We start from the raw sequence: 17,801 nt of genomic DNA on the forward strand, positions 1-17,801 counted from the left end.
GTCAATTTCAAATAGCCGCCAGACGTTCCGGCTCCACAAGCTTTTGGCGGGACTGAAATTGATGCTGGCGGGTTTTTGACCCTGTATCGGCTGCTCACATGCAGTCGTCGCTCCCATCAGACGCGTTTTGCCGGGCACCCGCCTTGAAACCAGGCAATGCCGTTGTTGCTGGAGCGATGGCAGATCGACAGAGAATAGACCGTCCGTCGCAGCGGCTTGTAAGCGATGTGAACTTGGTCGCAGGTTGAAAATAGAAGGGCCAAACCGGGCCAGTCGGTCATGTCTTCGACCGCAATGTTATGCCCGGTTTCCGGACGATCATATATCCGCTGGCACTGTAAGTGATAATGTCGAGGGAACGAGCCAATGCCAAAAAAATTTGACCCATATTTAAAAGATGCGCATAATTTAACCAATTATTATTAAGAATTTTGATGCCCACCACCGATAGGAATTTGTCATGAAATGCACCGTTCTGCCGCTCTCACTGATCAGCCTCGGACTGGCCACACCAGCCTTATCAGACATCGTACAAAACGATGATGTAATCATTCGTTCCGAACTTTGCGTCGGAGGCTTATCCTGCGTGGATGGGGAGTCATTCGGAGCTGAAGAAATCAAAATCAAAAACCCAAGCCCGAACATCTTGTTCTTCGACACCACCACCGACGCCCCAAATCTATGGAGGTTGGATGGAGATAGCTCTGTTGGGAACACTGATTTCTTTTCGATCACAAACACAGCCGCGGGTGGCTCAATCCCCTTCTCCCTTGCCCCCACCGCTCCCCTTCACTCACTGTTCGTTTCAGCAAACGGTGATGTCGGGTTGGGCACGAGCTTGCCCGGCGAGGAACTGCACGTGACCGGAAACACCCCGAACGTGAGATTTGAAGACATCTTTAACACTCCATACACATGGGATGTTGGCGGGAACGACGGTAGTTTCTTTGTCCAGGACGTCACAGCAGCGTCTATTCCATTTCGCATACGAGCCGGTGCGCCAAACAATAGCGTTAGGATCATGAGCGACGGAAGTGTCGGACTTGGTACCGGATTTGCCGCCGCTGCCCTGCACGTGCGCCGCTCCGACAACACGGCTGCCCTGTTGATCGAGGAAACGGGCGCAGGCACCCTGGGTCAGCTGGCGCTGCGCAACAACGGGATCACCTTCTTTTCGCTTGAAGACACCTCAATTGCCGACGCCCCCAACTCGGGCCGGGCATGGAATTTCCAGAACCAGGCTGGCACCTTCCGCGTGACCACCGCACCCGGTGGCCCGGGCGAGATTGAAATGATCCTGACGCCCGCCGGCGACATGACGATCAAGGGCGAATTGACCACCTCTGGCGGGACCTGCGGCGGCGGCTGCGACGCGGTATTCTCGGAAGACTACGCGTTGCCCAGCATCGCCGAACATGCCGAAGCGATGTTCACCCTCGGCCACCTGCCGAATGTCGGCCCGACACTTGAGAACACACCGATCAACGTCTCGGACAAACTGGGCCGGATGCTGAACGAGCTCGAGCATGCGCATATCTATATCGATCAGCTGCATTCGGACATCGAAGACCTGAAAACGGCGATGGCCGAACGCGACGCGCTGCGCGAAGAACAACTGAACAAATTGCTTGCCCTTCTGGACAGATCTCAGAAAGATTGAGAAGTTAGTCTGGATTTCCTTACCATTCAGCATGGAGATACTCACGATGAAACGTTGTCTTATCGCAGCCGCCGCATTTGCACTGAGCCTGGCCCATCCCGCGCAGGCCGCCGATCTGGTTCAGACAAACAACACCAACGCGGTGTGGTTCGAAAACTGGACCGGGCTTTCCAAGGCGTTGATGCGGGTCGCCACGCCGGAGGGCGACATATCCGATGTGCGCGCTGACCGGGGCACTCCGGTCTACCAGCTGTCGGCGAATGCCGTCGACGGCGTCTATCGTTATGAGTTGCGCGCCGCCACCGAAGAGATGGTCAAGAACCGCGATTACCAGAGCGGCGACCTGAATGGCGGCGACGAGGAATATATACCCGAGCAATTGTACATCACCGGTCACTTCGTGGTAGAACGTGGCGCTATTATTGGTGAAATGGAAGAGGAAGAGGGGGATAACTGACAGATACCCCCGCTACTGCTTGCGCCTAGAAGCCGCGCGTTATCGCATCCAGAGAGGGTGCGCGCCCATCATGACCATGTCGCGCCTGGCGCGGTGAGAGCTTAGCGGTGTCAGATCGACGGCGTTGCAGAAGGCGCAATTGCACGTGACGTGCGCCCGCCTGCCTTTCCGACTATCAGAGCCATGGCGGGTCTGCATGCCATTGTCGATGGCGCGTCCGAGACTTGCGCTGTAGGCGCTGATCTGCCGGTCTGGCTGAGCGCTTGGCGCTGTGCCTCACCTGTTTGCAGGCCTCTACCGCTGCGGGCTCACATACCAGTTGACCGTCATGCCCACCACGCTATCGCCCGCCGCGTCGGTGATATCGACCGTGACGTCAAACGCCACCTTGCCGTCGTCCTTGATCGCCTGCATCAATTCGCCGCCGGGGCGGGAGGTTCTGGCCTGCGCGGTCAGTTTGCCTTTTGCAACCTTAAGGAACTTGATGTCAGCCGTCGCCGCGACTGGGCGCATTTCCAGGATGACCGGTGCCAGTGCCCCTGCAACGGCAGCCCCGGACGCGGCTTCGCCCAAGGCAAACATCGCAGCCGCATGCATGCTCTGGATGTGGTTCGAGGTCTCGTCACGCTGCTGCAACTCGGCGCTCGCCTGCCCATCTGAGATGTCCAGCAGGTCGACACCCACATAAGTCGCGAAGGGTACCGCAGTGCTGAGGTGGGCTTTGATCATGTCATAGGGGGTCATGCTGGCTCCTGTATTTGGTGGGCCAAGGGTCGCAACTCAATGATGCGGATGCAATGTGGACGCTGCGGCATACGGCGCGGGATCGTTCAGCCGGATCGGGGACACATCCTGCCGATCAGCGTCCGATCACGATATCGGCGCGCAAGCCGCCAAGCTCCGGCGCCTCGCCCAGACGCAAGACGCCGCCATGGGACCGCGCGATATCGGTCGCAATGGCCAGCCCCAGACCCACGCCGCCGCCCTTGTCCTGATTGCGCGCCTTGTCCAGCCGCGAAAACGGCCGGGTTGCCTCGTCACGGCGGGCCTCAGGGATACCGGGGCCATCATCCTCAACCCGGATGCGCAGGGTCTTGTCGCTCAGCATCACGGAAACTTCGGCCCGGCCGCCGTAGCGCACTGCGTTCGAAATAAGGTTATCGATCGCACGTCGCATCGCCACCTTGCGCAGTTTGACCGTGCCCTCTCCCTCGCCCTGCAGGGGTTTCAGCGTGACCAGCCTGCCCCCGCGCTGCGCTTCTTCGACGATTTCCCTGACGAATGCATAGGGCGCGACACGCTCAGGCTCCCCCTCTGCGGCACCGCGGGCGAAATCAAGGAATTCATCCAGCATCCGTTGCATATCGTCCACATCGCGCAGCAGGGGTTCCGCTTCATCCTCGTCCATCATCGACAGGCCCAGCCGCATGCGTGTCAGCGGGGTCCGCAAGTCATGGCTGACCCCCGACAGCATCAGGGTGCGCTGTTCAATATGCCGCTCAATCCGTTGGCGCATATCGATAAACGCGTTGCCTGCCGCGCGTATCTCAACAGCTCCTGAGGGGTTGAAGGGCTCGTGCCGGCCACGGCCAAATGCCTCAGCGGCGCGTGCAAGACGTTTGATCGGGCGCAGCTGGTTGCGCAAATAGATCGAGGCGATGAATGTCAGCAGGACGCCGAAAAAGACCGTATAAACAAACAGCTGGTGCGGGTTGGCCGCCGAGATGCGGCGGCGGTCGAATTCAAGCCGCAGCGGCCCCTTATCACTCTGTACGTAAAGCGCCACGCGACGGTTGTTGCTCAGATCCACCGCACGCAGTTCCCCAAGCACCTCAAACAGTCGGTCAGTCAGCACAATGCCGGAATAATCGTACCAGTACCGCTGGTTGCGCTGGGGCACCTCATCAGCGGTCACCGGCATCGCAGTGATCTCAAGCGGGCCTGTCTGGTCCACGACAGACTGCAGCACCGCGTCGCGCGACGGTGCGGCGTCAACAGCGGCCATCACCATGGACAGTTCGCGCAGAACCGTATTGGTCATCTGCAATGTAACGCCTTCGAAATGACGCTGCGCAAAGATCACCGTGACCACCAATTGCAGGAAGACCACCGGCAACAGTAGGATCAGGGCGGCACGGCCATAGATGCCGCGGGGCACATAACGTTTGAGCCAGACAAAGGACATGGGCTAAAGCGTAAGCCACAGCGCTTGCAAAAGGTCAAACCATGCTCCCCCCTGACGACTTTGATCCGCCGATCGGCGTGGCTCAGCAGCTCGAACCCGGCCTGCGCCGCGTTCTGGCCCCCAACCCGTCGCCCATGACCTATCGCGGCACAAACACCTATCTGCTGGGCACCAGCGACATCGCCGTAATCGACCCGGGCCCCGACAGCCCCGCGCATCTTGAGGCGATCCTGAACGCGCTGCAGCCCGGGCAGCGGATCAGCCACATTATCGTCACCCATACGCACCTCGATCATTCCCCATTGGCGCGCCCGCTGGCGCAGCGCTGCGGCGCCCCGGTGCTGGCCTTTGGCGACGCACAGGCAGGCCGGTCGCAGATCATGCAAAACCTGGCGGAACGCGGGCTCATGGGCGGTGGCGAAGGGGTGGATACCGCGTTCCGCCCGGATCAGCGGCTGGCTGATGGCGCGTGCATCACCGGCGCCGACTGGGAGCTGTCTGTCATCCACACGCCCGGCCACATCGGCAATCATATCTCGCTGGGTTGGGGCACCGCCTGTTTCACCGCCGATCACGTCATGGGCTGGGCATCCTCGCTTGTCTCGCCCCCTGACGGAGACCTCACGGACTTCATGGCCTCCTGCGCGCGGCTGCAGACGCACGACTGGCGGGTGTTCTACCCCGGTCATGGCGCCGCGGTCACCGATCCTGCAAAGCGGCTTGACTGGCTGATCTCACACCGCACCGCCCGCGAAGCCGCGTTGCTGGAGGCCCTCAGCCACGGCCCCGCAGACGCGGCAACGCTTGCCAAGGCGATCTATACCGACACCCCACCGGCCCTTCTGGGCGCGGCCACGCGCAATGTGCTCGCCCATCTGGTTGATCTGACAGGCAAATCCGTGGTCCGCCCGGACACAGAACTGCACGCAACCGCGACATTTCGATTGCGCTGAAATCCAACCGCCAAAAATACGCATTTCTGAGCCAAAACCCTCTGGACGCGCCAAAACCCCACTGCTATATCGCGCAAACCGTTCCGGCGTAGCTCAGCGGTAGAGCAGTTGACTGTTAATCAATTGGTCGTAGGTTCGATCCCTACCGCCGGAGCCATTTCCCCCGACCCGCCCATGCCAGCACCGCACACAAGCATGCGGCGCGCAATTCTGGATAATTCCTAATGATTGTCTCGTGGCAGGCTCTTTCGTGCGATATCGCGGTAGTTGGGGGCGTCGCGCAGGGTCATGCCCTTGTCAAAGGGTTGCACCAATTCGCGGAAATATTGTTGCCAGGGCGATTGGCTGTCGGGCACCTGATAGCCGCCCGCTTCCATCAGATCGCGGGCGCGTTCCTTGAGGATCTCGTCATCCACCAGAATGTCCGCGCTGCACTTGCGCAGATCGATGCGGATGCGGTCTCCGGTCTGTAGCAGCGCCAGACCTCCGTTGTCCGCGGCCTCAGGCGCCGCGTTCAGGATCGAGGGCGACCCAGAGGTGCCCGATTGCCGCCCGTCCCCGATGCACGGGAGCGCCTCAACCCCTTGTTTCAGCAGGTACGCGGGCGCCCGCATGTTCACGACCTCGGCCCCGCCGGGATAGCCCTTGGGCCCGGCCCCGCGCATCACGAGAACACAGCCCTCATCGATGTTTTCCGCCGGATCATCGATGCGGTGGTGATAGTCTTCGGGGCCGTCAAATACCACGGCCCGCCCCTCAAAGGCGTCCGGATCATCGGGATTGCTGAGATAGCTCTTGCGAAACGCCGGGCTGATCACTGAGGTTTTCATGATCGCACTGTCAAATAGCGTGCCCTTGAGGTTGATGAAACCCGCCGCCTTGACCAGCGGATCCTCCACCGGTTTGATCACATCCGGATTGCTGCTGCGCTGGTCCTCGCAATTGTCGCCCATCGTGTGCCCATTGGCCGTGACGACGTCGGGATGCGGCAACAACCCGGCCCCGATCAGATGCCCGGTGACGGCGGGCACCCCCCCCGCGCGGTGGAAGTCCTCGCCCAGATATTTCCCCGCTGGTTGCAGATTGACCAGCAAAGGCACGGCATGGCCATGTGCCTGCCAGTCATCGTTGGTCAGGTCGATATCCAGATGGCGTGCGATCGCGTTGAGGTGAATGGGCGCGTTCGTCGATCCCCCCAAGGCAGAGTTGATCACGATCGCATTCTCAAAGGCCTCGCGCGTCATGATGTCCGAGGGGCGCAGATCTTCCCACACCATGTCGACAATGCGCTTGCCCGTTTCATAGCTGATCTGCCCGCGTTCGCGGTAGGGTGCGGGGATCGCCGCGGCACCGGGCAATTGCATACCCAGAGCCTCAGCCAGAGAATTCATCGTGGTGGCCGTGCCCATGGTGTTGCAATACCCGACCGACGGCGCAGAAGCTGCGGCGATTTCCATGAACTGCGCATCGTCGATCTCGCCCGCCGCCAGCTTTTCCCGGGCCTTCCAGATCACTGTGCCGGACCCTGCCCGTTCGCCGTCGAACCAACCGTTCAGCATCGGCCCGACCGACAGCGCAATGGCCGGAATATTCACCGTCGCCGCCGCCATCAGCAAGGCCGGCGTGGTCTTGTCGCACCCAATCGTCAGTACGACGCCATCAATCGGATACCCAAACAGCGCCTCGACCAGCCCCAGATAGGCCAGGTTCCGGTCCAGCATGGCCGTCGGGCGCTTGCCGGTCTCCTGAATGGGATGGACAGGCAGTTCCATCGCGATCCCGCCTGCCGCAATGATGCCGTCACGGGTCCGTTTGGCCAATTCCAGATGATGCCGGTTGCAGGGCGACAAATCGCTGCCGGTCTGGGCAATTGCAATGATCGGTTTGCCCGATTGCAGCTCGTCGCGCGTCAGCCCGTAGTTCAGGTACCGTTCCAGATAGAGGGCCGTCATTTCCGGATTATCAGGGTTGTTGAACCAAAGGCGCGACCGCAGGTCGGAGGGGGTGATTTTGGCCAAGGCGTATGCCTCCTGAAACTGTCTGAGGGGTTCGGCTGCATTCAACCACCCTCTGCCCCGATTTGCCAGTGGCTCAGGCCCAGCACCGCCGCATTCTTTCGGGCGCGCGCCAATTGATCGCAAACGCGCCCGGCAGGGACACATTTCCCTTCAGGCGCGCAGATCAAACCACTAGGCTATACACACCCCCCTGCAAGAAGGCCCTTATGACCCCCGACACACCCATTCACCTGCACACCGACCCTCTGCACGTCACCATCCTGCCGAGGGGCGCGGCGCTTGTGGGCGTCCGCCTGTCGGGTCAGACGCGCAATCTGGTGCTTGGCTTTGCGGATCCGGCAGACCACAGCGCCTGCCTGATCTTTGCCGGGCCGCTTGTCGGGCCCGTCGCCAACCGGATACGCGACGGGCTGGTCCGGATCGACGGCACCACCCACCGGATGCCCCGCAATGAAAACGGGCGCACGACACTGCATTCCGGGCCGGATGGGCTGCACGCGCAAAACTGGCAGGTAACGGACCACCGGCCCGACATGGTAACACTGAAATGCACCCTCGCGGACAGGCACGGCGGCCTGCCGGGCAACCGACGGATCACCGCCCGCTATGCGCTGTCGGGCAGCACACTGCGCCTGACCATCACAGCGACCACCGATCAGACCACACCGATCAACATCGCCGCACACCCGTACTGGAACCTCGATGGCGCAGCGGATGTCTCGGGCCACAGGCTATCCGTCGCCGCGCAAAGCTATCTGCCGGTGGATGCAGATAACCTGCCCACCGGAGATACTGCACCGGTCGAGGGAACGCCGTTTGACTTTCGCCAGCCCTTCCCGGTGCCGCTGACCCCGGCTCTTGATGTGAACTACTGTCTGGCCGCGCAGATGTTGGACACCCCCCGCCCCGCCGCGGTCTTGCGTGGTGCAAACGGCCTCAGCCTGAGCATCGCGACCACAGCGCCGGGCCTGCAGGTCTATAACGGCGCGCACCTGCCTACCGGTGCGCCGGCCACGTCAGATTTCCCCGATCTTGCCCCCTTTGCCGGGATCGCGCTGGAACCACAGCACTGGCCCGATGCGATGCACCACGCCCACTTTCCGGATATCCTTCTGAAACCCGGCGGAACCTACCAACAGATCACCGAGTTCTCCTTCTCGACGGCATAATTCATCACCGAATCGCCATGATTGCGCCCTGCCCCCGGCAGGAATGCACGCAAGGCTCTCTGGTGGGGGATGTGCCAACCGGGCGTTCGCGTCCAGAGCCAAGGAGCAGGTCACATGACCGATGCCAACCAGACCCCAAGTCCGTCCAAACAGGCGGCCCAGGACGACGACAGCGCGCGCAAGGTGCAAGACACCCGCCCGCCAGAGCCTCAGCCTCTCATCACCGATTACGCCAGTTTGTAGGCGTGACAGACCCCACCTGAGGCCTTAGGTTCGGCCCATGACCGAACCGATCTCATCAATCCGAAACCTTGGCCCCGCCTACGAGGCTGCCTGCGCCAAGGCCGGGATCCATACCGCCGAAGAGCTTCGCACACTCGGGGCCGATCAAACCTACGCCCGCTTGCTGCGCACCGGTATGAAACCGCATTTCATCGGATACTACGTGTTGGTGATGGGCCTGCAGGGGCGGCCATGGAACGACTGCAAAGGCGCTGAAAAGACCGCCCTGCGCGCGCGCTTTGACGCGCTGAAGGCCGACAACCCCGCCAGCACCGACAGCGAATTCGAGCGCCTGATGAACGTGATCGGCGTGCGCGAGGCATGATCGTCAGGAACCCCCTGCACCCCCGCGCGTTGACCCGTCATGGATGAAACGCGCACAGACATTCCCGACGCTCTGAATGATCACCCCCATGCGCGCGACCTCGCCCGCTTGCGGCGGTTGGCGATGAATATGGACAGCGCCTTCAAATTGCCCATCGTGGACGTGCGCGTCGGCTGGGATGCGATCCTTGGCCTTGTGCCGGGCGTTGGGGATGCGCTGGCCCTCCTGCCATCGGCCTATATTATCCGGCAGGCCCACCGCATGGGCGCCCCGACACCGCTTTTGGCCCGCATGGGCATCAACACAGGGATCGACCTTGCGATTGGCGCCATCCCGGTTGTGGGTGACCTGTTCGACATCGGCTGGAAATCAAAACTGCGCAATGTCGGACTTCTTGAGGATCATCTGCAAAAAGAACTTGCGCGCGCGGGCCCTGCCTTTGGCATCAGCGACCAGCCTGCAGACGCGACCCCGGTACCGCCGCGTGACTGACCGGATCGTCACCATCTGAAACGCAAAAGCCGGGTCATCAGACCCGGCTTTTTCAGTCTAGGCGCGTGAACCGCGGGCGATCAGCCCACCAGTTCCAGACCTGAGAAGAAATACGCAATCTCAGTCTTGGCCGTCTCCGGCGCGTCAGAGCCGTGAACAGAGTTTTCACCAACGCTCTCGGCGAATTCTGCACGAATGGTGCCGGGTGCCGCATCTGCCGGGTTCGTTGCCCCCATCACTTCACGGTTCTTGGCAATGGCATCCTCGCCTTCCAGAACCTGAGCCACGATCGGTGCCGATGCCATGAACTCGCACAACTCATCATAAAACGGACGCTCTTTGTGCACGGCATAGAATTCGCCCGCCTGCGCCTTGGTGAGATGAATGCGCTTGGACGCAACCACCCGAAGGCCTGCATCTTCGAATTTCTTGACAATCGCACCGGTCAGGTTGCGCTTGGTGGCATCGGGTTTGATGATAGAAAACGTACGCTCAAGGGCCATGGGGCTTGCTCCTCTGGGGTGTTGAATTTGCGCCGCTCCTAACATGGGGTTTGCGCCATGAAAAGGCGCGACTTTGCCCGACCACAACCGCCGCCCCGAAGGCCAGGCATAGGCCCCGCCTTTCATCCCAACGCGCACAGCTGACACCGGGGCACATGATCCCCCTGCGCGCGCAAATCCCATGATTGACCTCCGCCCCGCGACAAGAGATACCGCGCGCATGTTGCAGATCACGAACATCAACTATTCCGTCGAAGGCCGCCCTCTCTTTGAGGAAGCCACCGCCGTGATCCCCGATGGCCATAAAGTCGGCCTCGTGGGCCGCAACGGTGCGGGCAAGACCACCCTTTTCCGCCTGATCCGCGAAGAACTGACGCTCGACGGCGGCACCATCTCGCTGCCCTCACGCGCCAAGATCGGCGGCGTCGCCCAAGAAGTTCCCTCCTCCGACACCTCGCTCCTCGACACCGTCCTGCAGGCCGATACCGAACGCGCCGCCCTGCTGGCCGAAGCGGACACGGCCACCGATCCCGCCCGCATCGCCGACATCCAGGCCCGTCTGGCGGATATCGACGCCTGGTCTGCCGAAGGTCGCGCCTCCTCGATCCTCAAGGGCCTCGGCTTTGAGGACAAAGAACAGCACATGCCCTGCTCCGCCTTTTCGGGCGGCTGGCGCATGCGCGTGGCGCTGGCCGGAGTGCTTTTTGCCCAGCCCGACCTGCTGCTGCTGGACGAACCCACCAACTACCTCGATCTGGAAGGCGCGCTCTGGCTCGAAAGCTATCTGGCCCGATACCCCCACACGGTGATCATCATCAGCCACGACCGCGGCTTGCTGAACCGCGCGGTGGGCGGCATCCTGCATCTGGAAGAAAAACAGCTCACCTACTACCAGGGCCCCTACGACCAGTTCGCCCGCCAACGCGCTGAACGGCGCGCCCAACAGGCGGCGATGGCTAAGAAACAACAGGCCCGCCGCGCCCATATGCAATCCTACGTGGACCGCTTTCGTTACAAGGCCGACAAGGCCAAACAGGCCCAGTCGCGCCTCAAGGCCATCGAAAAGATGGACATGATCACGCCCCCCGAAGAGGCCGCGCGCAAGGTTTTCACCTTCCCCGAGCCCGAGGAACTGTCCCCGCCCATCATCACCATAGAAGGCGGCGTCACGGGCTATGCAGAAGACGTCCCCGTCCTCAGCCGCCTCAACCTGCGCATCGATCAGGACGATCGCATCGCGCTGCTGGGCAAGAACGGTCAGGGTAAATCGACCCTGTCAAAATTGCTCTCGGACCGCCTGCCGCTCTTGGCGGGCAAGCAGGTCAAGTCCTCCAAGCTGCGCATCGGCTTTTTCGCCCAACACCAGGTCGAAGAGCTGATCGTCAACGAAACGCCGCTTCAGCACATGACGGCGGCGCGCCCCGGCATCATGCCTTCGAAACTCCGCGCCCAGCTGGCGGGCTTCGGCCTTGGCCCCGAACAGGCCGAAACCGAGGTGGGACGCCTCTCGGGCGGTCAAAAGGCGCGCCTTTCGCTCCTGTTGGCCACGCTGCACGCCCCGCACCTCCTCATTCTCGACGAACCGACCAACCACCTCGACATCGAAAGCCGCGAGGCGCTGGTCGAAGCGCTGACCGCCTACTCCGGTGCCGTCATTCTCGTCAGCCACGACATGCACTTGCTGTCGATGATCGCCGACCGGCTATGGCTTGTCTCGGACGGCACTGTCACGCCCTATGACGACGACCTCGAAGCCTACCGCACGATGCTGCTGAGCACGCCCAAACCGGCCTCCAGAGCCTCGAAGCCGAAAGCGGCCACAAAACCCAAGCGCGCCAGCCGCGAAGACGTGCTCGCCCTGCGCTCAGAGGCCCGAAAAGCCGAAGCACGGGTGGAAAAAATCAACGCGATGCGCGATAAACTGGCCAAGAAGCTCGCAGACCCTGCCCTCTACGAAGACACCAAGAACGGCGAACTCGACGTCTGGAATAAGAAATACGCCGAAGTTATGGACGCGCTGGAACGCGCCGAAGCCATCTGGATGACCACATTGGAAAAACTGGAAAAAGCCTCAGCCTGATCTTCACCCTTTGCAAAAATACCTCGGGGGAGTTTGAGGGGGCAGCGCCCCCTCATCAGCAAGAATAAAATCGAACGCGGGCCTGCCCGCACAACCGGATCCCTCAATGCCCCTTGATACCGCCTATATGATCACCGCCCTCGTCACCATGTTCGTGGTGGTCGATCCGATCGCAATCGCGCCGCTCTTTGTGGCCCTGACCCCCGGCATGACCGCCGCGCGCCGCCGCCGCATTGCTTGGCGCGCCTGCCTGATCTCCGGCATCGTGCTTTTGCTGTTCATTTTCACCGGCGAAACGGTCCTGCGCTTTATTGGTATCTCCATGCCCGCCTTCCGCGTCGCGGGTGGCATCCTGCTCTTCATCACGGCCCTCGACATGCTCTTTGAACGCCGCACCAAGCGCCGCGAGGACCGCGCGGAAGAAGACGAACATGATGATCCTTCCGTCTTCCCTCTGGCGATTCCCCTGATCGCGGGGCCGGGCGCCATCGCCTCTGTGATCCTGCTCACAAGCGAAAAGCCCGGCGTCGAGGGCCTGCTGACCGTCAGCGTCATCACCCTGCTGGTGTTGGTCGTCATGGCCCTGACCCTGCAGGCCAGCAGCTATCTTGAGCGTGTGATCAGCAAGACGGTAATCACCGTCATCACCCGGCTGCTGGGCATGTTGCTGGCTGCCCTGTCGGTGCAGTTTGTGCTTGACGGCCTGCGCGCCTACAGTTTCGGCGCCGCCCCCACCTGACAAGCGCGCCCCGCGTGCCTATATCGGCATCAGGAGGCCGCGACCCATCATGGAACCCTTTGAAAGCGATCGTCTGATCTATCTTATCGTGCTTCTGGCGATGGTGGCCGGCTGGTTCTTCATGAACAACCGCATCAGCATGAACAAGACCCTGCAATACGCTGCCATCTGGGGCATGATCTTTATTGGCGGCGCCGCTGCCGTAGGCCTGTGGGAAGACATCCGCCGCGACGCAGACCGCGCCCAGATCGGCGTGACGCGCGAAGGCACGATCATCGTGCCGCGCGCTTTTGACGGGCATTACTATCTCTCCGCCGCCGTGAACGGTGCCAATGTGCGCTTTGTGGTCGATACCGGTGCGACCGATCTGGTGCTGACCCAGGACGACGCCGCTCGCGCGGGCCTCAACCCCGAAACACTAGCCTACCAGGGCCGCGCCAATACCGCCAATGGCGAAGTGCGCACCGCCTATGTCCGCCTCGATGAGGTCCGGCTGGGCCCTGCGTCGGACTATGACGTGCCCGCCGTGGTGAACGCCGGTGAGATGAACCAGTCCTTGCTTGGCATGGGGTACCTGCAACGCTGGGGCCGGATCGAGATTGCCAATAACGAGCTGATCCTCAGCCGCTAGACCCCCCGCTCAGGTTTCCGCCTTCTTTTCCCAACTGCCACTCTCTTCGGACCAGTATTGCGCCGATGCGCCCGCGTCCTTGAGCACTCTCCACTGAGCCCGCGCCCCCTCCAATGCGGCCTCATCATTACCATCAAACAGAATGCACACCCGCTCATGGGCCGCGACCTCTTCGGCTGTGATCTCGGCCCCGCCAACCGACATCAGGCAATCGGGCGCATTGGGCGCCGCCGCCGATGTCGTCAGCAGGATTGGCTGATCCGCATCATGCGGCCCCCCCGCCAGCCCATGCGGCAAAAATCCGTCATCGGGCCCGCGCCACAGCGCCACATCCAGCGCCTGCATCTGCGCCATATCCTGCCCGCGCACGACAACGGTCCAACCATTGGCGCGCGATTTGCTCGCCAGCATCATCAGCGTCTCCGCCAGGGGCCGCCGAGTCAGATGATAAAAGAACGCAGCTCCCATCAGCCGCTCACGACGACTCGAAACGGTCTGAAATCAAACGGTTGAGCGTCGCCACACCCCAGCCGGTCGCGCCAACCGGGGCCAGCGTCGTCTCGGATTTGACCGACGCAACACCGGCGATATCTAGATGGATCCATGGCACCCCGTCCTTGACAAAACGCTGCAGGAACTGGGCCGCTGTGATCGACCCTGCCGCGCGCCCGCCAATGTTCTTCATATCCGCGATCCGGCTTTTCAACAGCTTGTCATAGCTTGGTCCCAGCGGCATCCGCCACGCGCCCTCGCCCTCTGCCGCCGCAGCTTTCAGGAAATCCTTGCACAGATCATCATCATTGGAAAAAACGCCCGCGTTCTCATGCCCCAGCGCAATGATCATTGCGCCCGTCAAGGTCGCCAGATCGATCATCGCCGCTGGCGCGAACCGATCTTGGGCGTACCACATTACGTCACACAGCACCAAACGCCCTTCGGCGTCCGTATTGATCACCTCAACCGTGTCCCCCTTCATTGACGTGATCACATCGCCCGGACGCACCGCATTACCTGACGGCATGTTCTCCACCAGCCCCACAAGGCCCACAACATTGGCCTGTGCCTTGCGCCGCGCCACCGCCCGCATGACCCCCGCCACGACGCCGGCGCCGCCCATATCCATCGTCATGTCTTCCATGCCCGCCCCGGGCTTGAGGCTGATGCCGCCGGTATCGAACACAACGCCTTTGCCAACCAACGCCAGCGGCGCGTCGCCCTTCTTGCCACCGTCCCAGCGCATGACCACCACCTTGGACGGGCTGTCAGACCCCTGCCCCACACATAAAAGCGTTCGCATTCCAAGTTTTGCGAGCTCTTCTTCATCCAATACGTCAACTTTGAGACCTAGTTCGGACATCGCCGACAGTTGATCGGCAAAGGCCGTCGTGGTCAGAACGTTGGCTGGCGCATTGGTCAGATCGCGGGTCATGAACGCGCCCTCCGCAATGGCCATCAAGGGACCTGCCTCCGCCTCCGCGGCGTCGGGTTTGCTGCACATGATCGTCACAGCCCCCTCCCGCGCAGATGGCGCGCTCTTGTGCGCGTTGAACTCATAGTCCCGCATCACCAGCCCGAAGGCCAGCTCAGCAGGCCGGCGCAACGTGCCGGCCAACGCCAGCACATCCGTGGTCCCGCGCACCCGCGCCAGGGCAACCCCGGCCCGCCGGGCCAGATCCACGTCCGCGTTGCGCGGCAAATGCACCACATCAACCGCCTCTGCCGCCAGACCGACAGGATAGGCCAGCGTGCGTACGTCACCGGGCTTTGTCTCGGCAAACCCATTGCCCTCCACCAGCCGCAGTAACGCGCCCTTTGTCAGCCGGTTCACCCGCCGCCCGGCCTTGTCCAGCTTGCCCCCCGGCTCTGCAAACACAGCAATGCGGCCTGGCTGATCCGCAATCGTGTCGATGTCTGTTTCGACAAATGTAACGGGGGTCAGTTCTGTCATCACGTGGGCTTCCTTTTCTGCTGATCCCAGACCTAGCCCGCGATGCCGCCTATGACCAGATATCAGTTTTCCCGCCGCGCAAATTGCAGTAAGTTATCCCCAATCGCCGCAAGGCCACGCCTCGAGGAACGACGTTGAGCAGAGTAGACCGCTACATGCTGGCACAGCTGCTGGTACTCTTCGGCTTTTTCGCGCTGGTTCTGGTCGCCCTGTTCTGGATCAACCGGGCCGTTGTCCTGTTTGATCGGCTGATCGGCGACGGTCAGTCTGCCTTTGTGTTTCTGGAGTTCACCGCCCTCGGCCTGCCCCGTCTGATCACAACCGTTCTGCCCATTGCGGCCTTTGCCGCAGCCGTCTACGTGACCAACCGGATGAGCAGCGAATCCGAACTGACGGTCCTGCAATCAACCGGCTCCGGCCCCTGGCGACTGGCGCGCCCGGTGCTGATTTTTGGCCTTTGTGTCGCGGTGATGATGACCCTGCTCAGCCATTTCCTTGTCCCGCTGGCCCAATCGCAACTGAACCAGCGCGAGACCGAGATCAGCCAGAACGTCACCGCCCGCCTGCTGACCGAAGGCACATTTCTCCATCCCACAGAACAGGTCACCTTCTACACCCGCCAGATTGATGCCGACGGCGTCTTGCGCGACGTCTTCCTGTCAGACCGCCGCGATCCGGCTGTGGGCGTGATCTATACCGCGGCTGAGGCGTATCTTGTGCGCAACGGCGAGGGCACGACGCTGATCATGGTCGACGGTCTGGCCCAGCGGCTCAACACCGATGACAAACGACTGGCTACGGCCAACTTTCGCGACTTCTCCTTTGATATCTCGGCGCTTGTAAACACTGATCCCGACAAGGATCTGAGCATCGCGCATATGACAACCCCCGCCCTGATCGGTGACTGGGACGCGCTGGCCGCGCGCACCGGTCAAAGCAAGGGGTTCATCGCCGAAGAAGTGCACGCCCGCTTCGCCCAGCCGCTCTTTTGCATCGTGGCGGCCATGGTCGGCTTTGCCACGCTGCTGCTGGGAGGGTTCTCACGCTTTGGTGTGTGGCGCGAGATCGTGATCGCTTTTGGCCTGTTGATCGCCATCGATGGCATGCGCGGTGTATTGGTCGATCCGGTGCGCGATGACGCAAGCCTCTGGCCGCTGATGTATGTGCCCACCACTTTGGGCGCGCTTCTGGTGCTTGGCATGCTGTACCAGGCCGCCAACCCCAACTGGATGCGCCGCTTGCGCCGGACAGAGGCCGCGCCATGATCCTGCATCTTTACTTTGCGCGCCGCTTTGCCATGACGTTCCTGATGATCACAGCCGTGCTCTTTGCGCTGGTCATGCTGGTAGATGCTGTCGATCAGGCCCGCCGGTTCAGCGACTTTGATGTCGGCTGGCAGGACATCCTGCGCCTGACGCTGCTGAACACCCCCCAGACCATCAACCTGATCCTGCCCCTGATCGTGATCCTTGCCACGGTAGCCCTCTTCATCTCGCTGGCGCGGTCCTCCGAACTGGTCGTGACGCGCGCGGCGGGGCGCTCCGGCCTGCGGACGCTGATCGCGCCCATCATCGTCGCCCTGATCATCGGCGTGCTGGCCGTTAGCATGCTGAACCCCATCGTCGCCGCAACCGGCAAGCGCTACCTGCAACTCTCAGAAGGATTCCGGGCCGGAGGCGCCTCTGCCCTGTCGATCAGCGATGAAGGGCTCTGGCTGCGTCAGGGCAGCGCAGAAGGCCAGACCGTCATCCGCGCATGGCGGTCCAACGCGGATGCGTCGGTGCTTTACGATGTTACCTTCATATCCTACGCGCCAGACGCGGGCCCCATCCGCCGGATCGAGGCCGCCAGCGCCGCCCTGCGCGACGGCGCATGGTCCCTGCGTGACGCCAAAAGCTGGCCACTTGAGGCTGGCGTGAACGCAGAAGGCACCGCAGAAAACTTCGAGACCTTGACGATTGCCTCGTCGCTGACACTGGACCGCATCCGCGAAAGCATTGGAGAACCGGCCGCCGTGTCGATCTATCTTTTGCCCGAATTCATCCGCCAGCTTGAACAGGCAGGCTTCAGCCCACGCCGCCACAAGGTCTGGCTGCAGGCCGAATTTGCCCGCCCCTTCTTTCTGGTGGCAATGGTGCTGATCGCCAGCGCCTTCACCATGCGCCACGCCCGCAGCGGCGGCACCGGTGTGGCGGTGCTGACGGCTGTGCTGTTGGGCTTTGGCCTCTACTTCATCCGCAGCTTTTCGCAAATCCTCGGCGAAAACGGGCAAATTCCGATCCTGCTGGCCGCCTGGTCTCCTCCGGTTGCCGCGACCCTGCTCGCCCTTGGCCTGCTCTTGCACATGGAGGACGGTTAA

Annotated in this window: 18 protein-coding genes and 1 tRNA gene; 13 read left to right on the forward strand and 6 right to left on the reverse strand. The window is 61.9% G+C overall.

Annotated elements, in window-relative coordinates; genetic code table 11:
- Positions 1 to 1,021: 1,021 nt before the first annotated feature.
- Entirely contained in the window at positions 1,022 to 1,660 is a 639-nt protein-coding gene (locus tag H9Q16_RS05530) for a hypothetical protein (protein WP_191074343.1), read from the forward strand.
- Positions 1,661 to 1,691: 31 nt separating this feature from the next.
- Positions 1,692 to 2,117, forward strand: coding sequence for a hypothetical protein (locus H9Q16_RS05535; RefSeq protein WP_191074344.1), 426 nt, complete (start codon positions 1,692 to 1,694; stop codon positions 2,115 to 2,117).
- A 294-nt stretch (positions 2,118 to 2,411) separates the two neighbouring features.
- Here H9Q16_RS05535 and H9Q16_RS05540 read toward each other — a convergent pair whose 3' ends face one another.
- Together H9Q16_RS05540 and H9Q16_RS05545 are read right to left on the reverse strand one after the other, a co-directional pair.
- Positions 2,412 to 2,861: a DUF4442 domain-containing protein gene (locus H9Q16_RS05540; RefSeq protein ID WP_191074345.1), complete on the reverse strand. Its 450-nt coding sequence runs from the start codon at positions 2,859 to 2,861 to the stop codon at positions 2,412 to 2,414.
- A 115-nt stretch (positions 2,862 to 2,976) separates the two neighbouring features.
- Positions 2,977 to 4,302, reverse strand: coding sequence for an ATP-binding protein (locus tag H9Q16_RS05545; protein ID WP_191074346.1), 1,326 nt, complete (start codon positions 4,300 to 4,302; stop codon positions 2,977 to 2,979).
- 41 nt (positions 4,303 to 4,343) lie between these two features.
- Here H9Q16_RS05545 and H9Q16_RS05550 point away from each other — a divergent pair, with 41 nt between their 5' ends.
- Together H9Q16_RS05550 and H9Q16_RS05555 are read left to right on the forward strand one after the other, a co-directional pair.
- On the forward strand, positions 4,344 to 5,255 hold the full coding sequence (locus tag H9Q16_RS05550) for an MBL fold metallo-hydrolase (protein WP_191074347.1): 912 nt from the start codon (positions 4,344 to 4,346) through the stop codon (positions 5,253 to 5,255).
- Between the two features lie 82 nt (positions 5,256 to 5,337).
- Positions 5,338 to 5,412: transfer RNA gene (locus tag H9Q16_RS05555), tRNA-Asn, on the forward strand.
- 64 nt (positions 5,413 to 5,476) lie between these two features.
- Here H9Q16_RS05555 and H9Q16_RS05560 read toward each other — a convergent pair.
- Positions 5,477 to 7,273, reverse strand: a complete 1,797-nt coding sequence (locus tag H9Q16_RS05560) for an IlvD/Edd family dehydratase (protein WP_246455473.1) — start codon at positions 7,271 to 7,273, stop codon at positions 5,477 to 5,479.
- 206 nt (positions 7,274 to 7,479) lie between these two features.
- Between H9Q16_RS05560 and H9Q16_RS05565 the strand changes: the two genes are divergently transcribed.
- The 4 genes from H9Q16_RS05565 to H9Q16_RS05575 all read left to right on the forward strand — a co-directional run bounded on the left by H9Q16_RS05565 (position 7,480) and on the right by H9Q16_RS05575 (position 9,541).
- Positions 7,480 to 8,442, forward strand: a complete 963-nt coding sequence (locus H9Q16_RS05565) for an aldose epimerase family protein (RefSeq protein WP_191074349.1) — start codon at positions 7,480 to 7,482, stop codon at positions 8,440 to 8,442.
- Positions 8,443 to 8,556: 114 nt separating this feature from the next.
- Positions 8,557 to 8,685 (forward strand): hypothetical protein, encoded by a 129-nt coding sequence (locus H9Q16_RS20745; protein ID WP_281403093.1) that lies wholly within the window; start codon positions 8,557 to 8,559, stop codon positions 8,683 to 8,685.
- Between the two features lie 37 nt (positions 8,686 to 8,722).
- Positions 8,723 to 9,049: a TfoX/Sxy family protein gene (locus H9Q16_RS05570; RefSeq protein ID WP_191074350.1), complete on the forward strand. Its 327-nt coding sequence runs from the start codon at positions 8,723 to 8,725 to the stop codon at positions 9,047 to 9,049.
- A gap of 39 nt (positions 9,050 to 9,088) precedes the next feature.
- Positions 9,089 to 9,541: a DUF4112 domain-containing protein gene (locus H9Q16_RS05575; RefSeq protein WP_191074351.1), complete on the forward strand. Its 453-nt coding sequence runs from the start codon at positions 9,089 to 9,091 to the stop codon at positions 9,539 to 9,541.
- 80 nt (positions 9,542 to 9,621) lie between these two features.
- Here the strand turns inward: H9Q16_RS05575 and ndk are convergent, their stop codons facing one another.
- A complete protein-coding gene (gene ndk, locus H9Q16_RS05580) occupies positions 9,622 to 10,044 on the reverse strand; it encodes a nucleoside-diphosphate kinase (protein WP_191074352.1) in 423 nt (140 codons plus the stop codon).
- A gap of 220 nt (positions 10,045 to 10,264) precedes the next feature.
- On the opposite strand from ndk, the gene H9Q16_RS05585 reads away from it, so the two are divergent.
- From H9Q16_RS05585 to H9Q16_RS05595, 3 genes are all read left to right on the forward strand, one after another.
- A complete protein-coding gene (locus H9Q16_RS05585; protein WP_191074353.1) occupies positions 10,265 to 12,124 on the forward strand; it encodes an ABC-F family ATP-binding cassette domain-containing protein in 1,860 nt (619 codons plus the stop codon).
- Between the two features lie 106 nt (positions 12,125 to 12,230).
- Complete coding sequence (locus H9Q16_RS05590) at positions 12,231 to 12,863, forward strand: MarC family protein (RefSeq protein ID WP_191074354.1); 633 nt, start codon at positions 12,231 to 12,233, stop codon at positions 12,861 to 12,863.
- 49 nt (positions 12,864 to 12,912) lie between these two features.
- On the forward strand, positions 12,913 to 13,494 hold the full coding sequence (locus H9Q16_RS05595) for a retropepsin-like aspartic protease family protein (protein ID WP_191074355.1): 582 nt from the start codon (positions 12,913 to 12,915) through the stop codon (positions 13,492 to 13,494).
- A 9-nt stretch (positions 13,495 to 13,503) separates the two neighbouring features.
- On the opposite strand, the gene H9Q16_RS05600 is transcribed toward H9Q16_RS05595, so the two are convergent.
- Both H9Q16_RS05600 and H9Q16_RS05605 read right to left on the reverse strand, forming a co-directional pair.
- Positions 13,504 to 13,962 carry a DNA polymerase III subunit chi gene (locus H9Q16_RS05600; RefSeq protein WP_191074356.1) on the reverse strand — a complete coding sequence of 153 codons (459 nt, stop codon included), beginning with the start codon at positions 13,960 to 13,962 and terminating at the stop codon, positions 13,504 to 13,506.
- A 7-nt stretch (positions 13,963 to 13,969) separates the two neighbouring features.
- Entirely contained in the window at positions 13,970 to 15,442 is a 1,473-nt protein-coding gene (locus H9Q16_RS05605) for a leucyl aminopeptidase (RefSeq protein ID WP_191074357.1), read from the reverse strand.
- Positions 15,443 to 15,576: 134 nt separating this feature from the next.
- Here H9Q16_RS05605 and lptF point away from each other — a divergent pair, with 134 nt between their 5' ends.
- Positions 15,577 to 16,707: an LPS export ABC transporter permease LptF gene (gene lptF, locus H9Q16_RS05610; RefSeq protein WP_191074358.1), complete on the forward strand. Its 1,131-nt coding sequence runs from the start codon at positions 15,577 to 15,579 to the stop codon at positions 16,705 to 16,707.
- On the forward strand, positions 16,704 to 17,801 hold the full coding sequence (lptG, locus tag H9Q16_RS05615) for an LPS export ABC transporter permease LptG (RefSeq protein ID WP_191074359.1): 1,098 nt from the start codon (positions 16,704 to 16,706) through the stop codon (positions 17,799 to 17,801). The genes lptF and lptG overlap by 4 nt, the downstream gene beginning before the upstream one ends.

The sequence above is a fragment of the Sulfitobacter aestuariivivens genome, assembly GCF_014763045.1.
GTDB lineage: Bacteria > Pseudomonadota > Alphaproteobacteria > Rhodobacterales > Rhodobacteraceae > Sulfitobacter > Sulfitobacter aestuariivivens.

Coding starts and splice junctions, on each gene's coding strand:
- H9Q16_RS05575 (WP_191074351.1), top strand. CDS start 9,089: ATGGATGAAACGCGCACAGACATTCCCGACGCTCTGAATGATCACCCC.
- H9Q16_RS05600 (WP_191074356.1), bottom strand. CDS start 13,962: ATGGGAGCTGCGTTCTTTTATCATCTGACTCGGCGGCCCCTGGCGGAG.
- H9Q16_RS05535 (WP_191074344.1), top strand. CDS start 1,692: ATGGAGATACTCACGATGAAACGTTGTCTTATCGCAGCCGCCGCATTT.
- H9Q16_RS05540 (WP_191074345.1), bottom strand. CDS start 2,861: ATGACCCCCTATGACATGATCAAAGCCCACCTCAGCACTGCGGTACCC.
- H9Q16_RS05595 (WP_191074355.1), top strand. CDS start 12,913: ATGGAACCCTTTGAAAGCGATCGTCTGATCTATCTTATCGTGCTTCTG.
- H9Q16_RS05590 (WP_191074354.1), top strand. CDS start 12,231: ATGCCCCTTGATACCGCCTATATGATCACCGCCCTCGTCACCATGTTC.
- H9Q16_RS05565 (WP_191074349.1), top strand. CDS start 7,480: ATGACCCCCGACACACCCATTCACCTGCACACCGACCCTCTGCACGTC.
- lptG (WP_191074359.1), top strand. CDS start 16,704: ATGATCCTGCATCTTTACTTTGCGCGCCGCTTTGCCATGACGTTCCTG.
- H9Q16_RS20745 (WP_281403093.1), top strand. CDS start 8,557: ATGACCGATGCCAACCAGACCCCAAGTCCGTCCAAACAGGCGGCCCAG.
- H9Q16_RS05550 (WP_191074347.1), top strand. CDS start 4,344: ATGCTCCCCCCTGACGACTTTGATCCGCCGATCGGCGTGGCTCAGCAG.
- H9Q16_RS05585 (WP_191074353.1), top strand. CDS start 10,265: ATGTTGCAGATCACGAACATCAACTATTCCGTCGAAGGCCGCCCTCTC.
- ndk (WP_191074352.1), bottom strand. CDS start 10,044: ATGGCCCTTGAGCGTACGTTTTCTATCATCAAACCCGATGCCACCAAG.
- H9Q16_RS05545 (WP_191074346.1), bottom strand. CDS start 4,302: ATGTCCTTTGTCTGGCTCAAACGTTATGTGCCCCGCGGCATCTATGGC.
- H9Q16_RS05605 (WP_191074357.1), bottom strand. CDS start 15,442: ATGACAGAACTGACCCCCGTTACATTTGTCGAAACAGACATCGACACG.
- H9Q16_RS05530 (WP_191074343.1), top strand. CDS start 1,022: ATGAGCGACGGAAGTGTCGGACTTGGTACCGGATTTGCCGCCGCTGCC.
- H9Q16_RS05570 (WP_191074350.1), top strand. CDS start 8,723: ATGACCGAACCGATCTCATCAATCCGAAACCTTGGCCCCGCCTACGAG.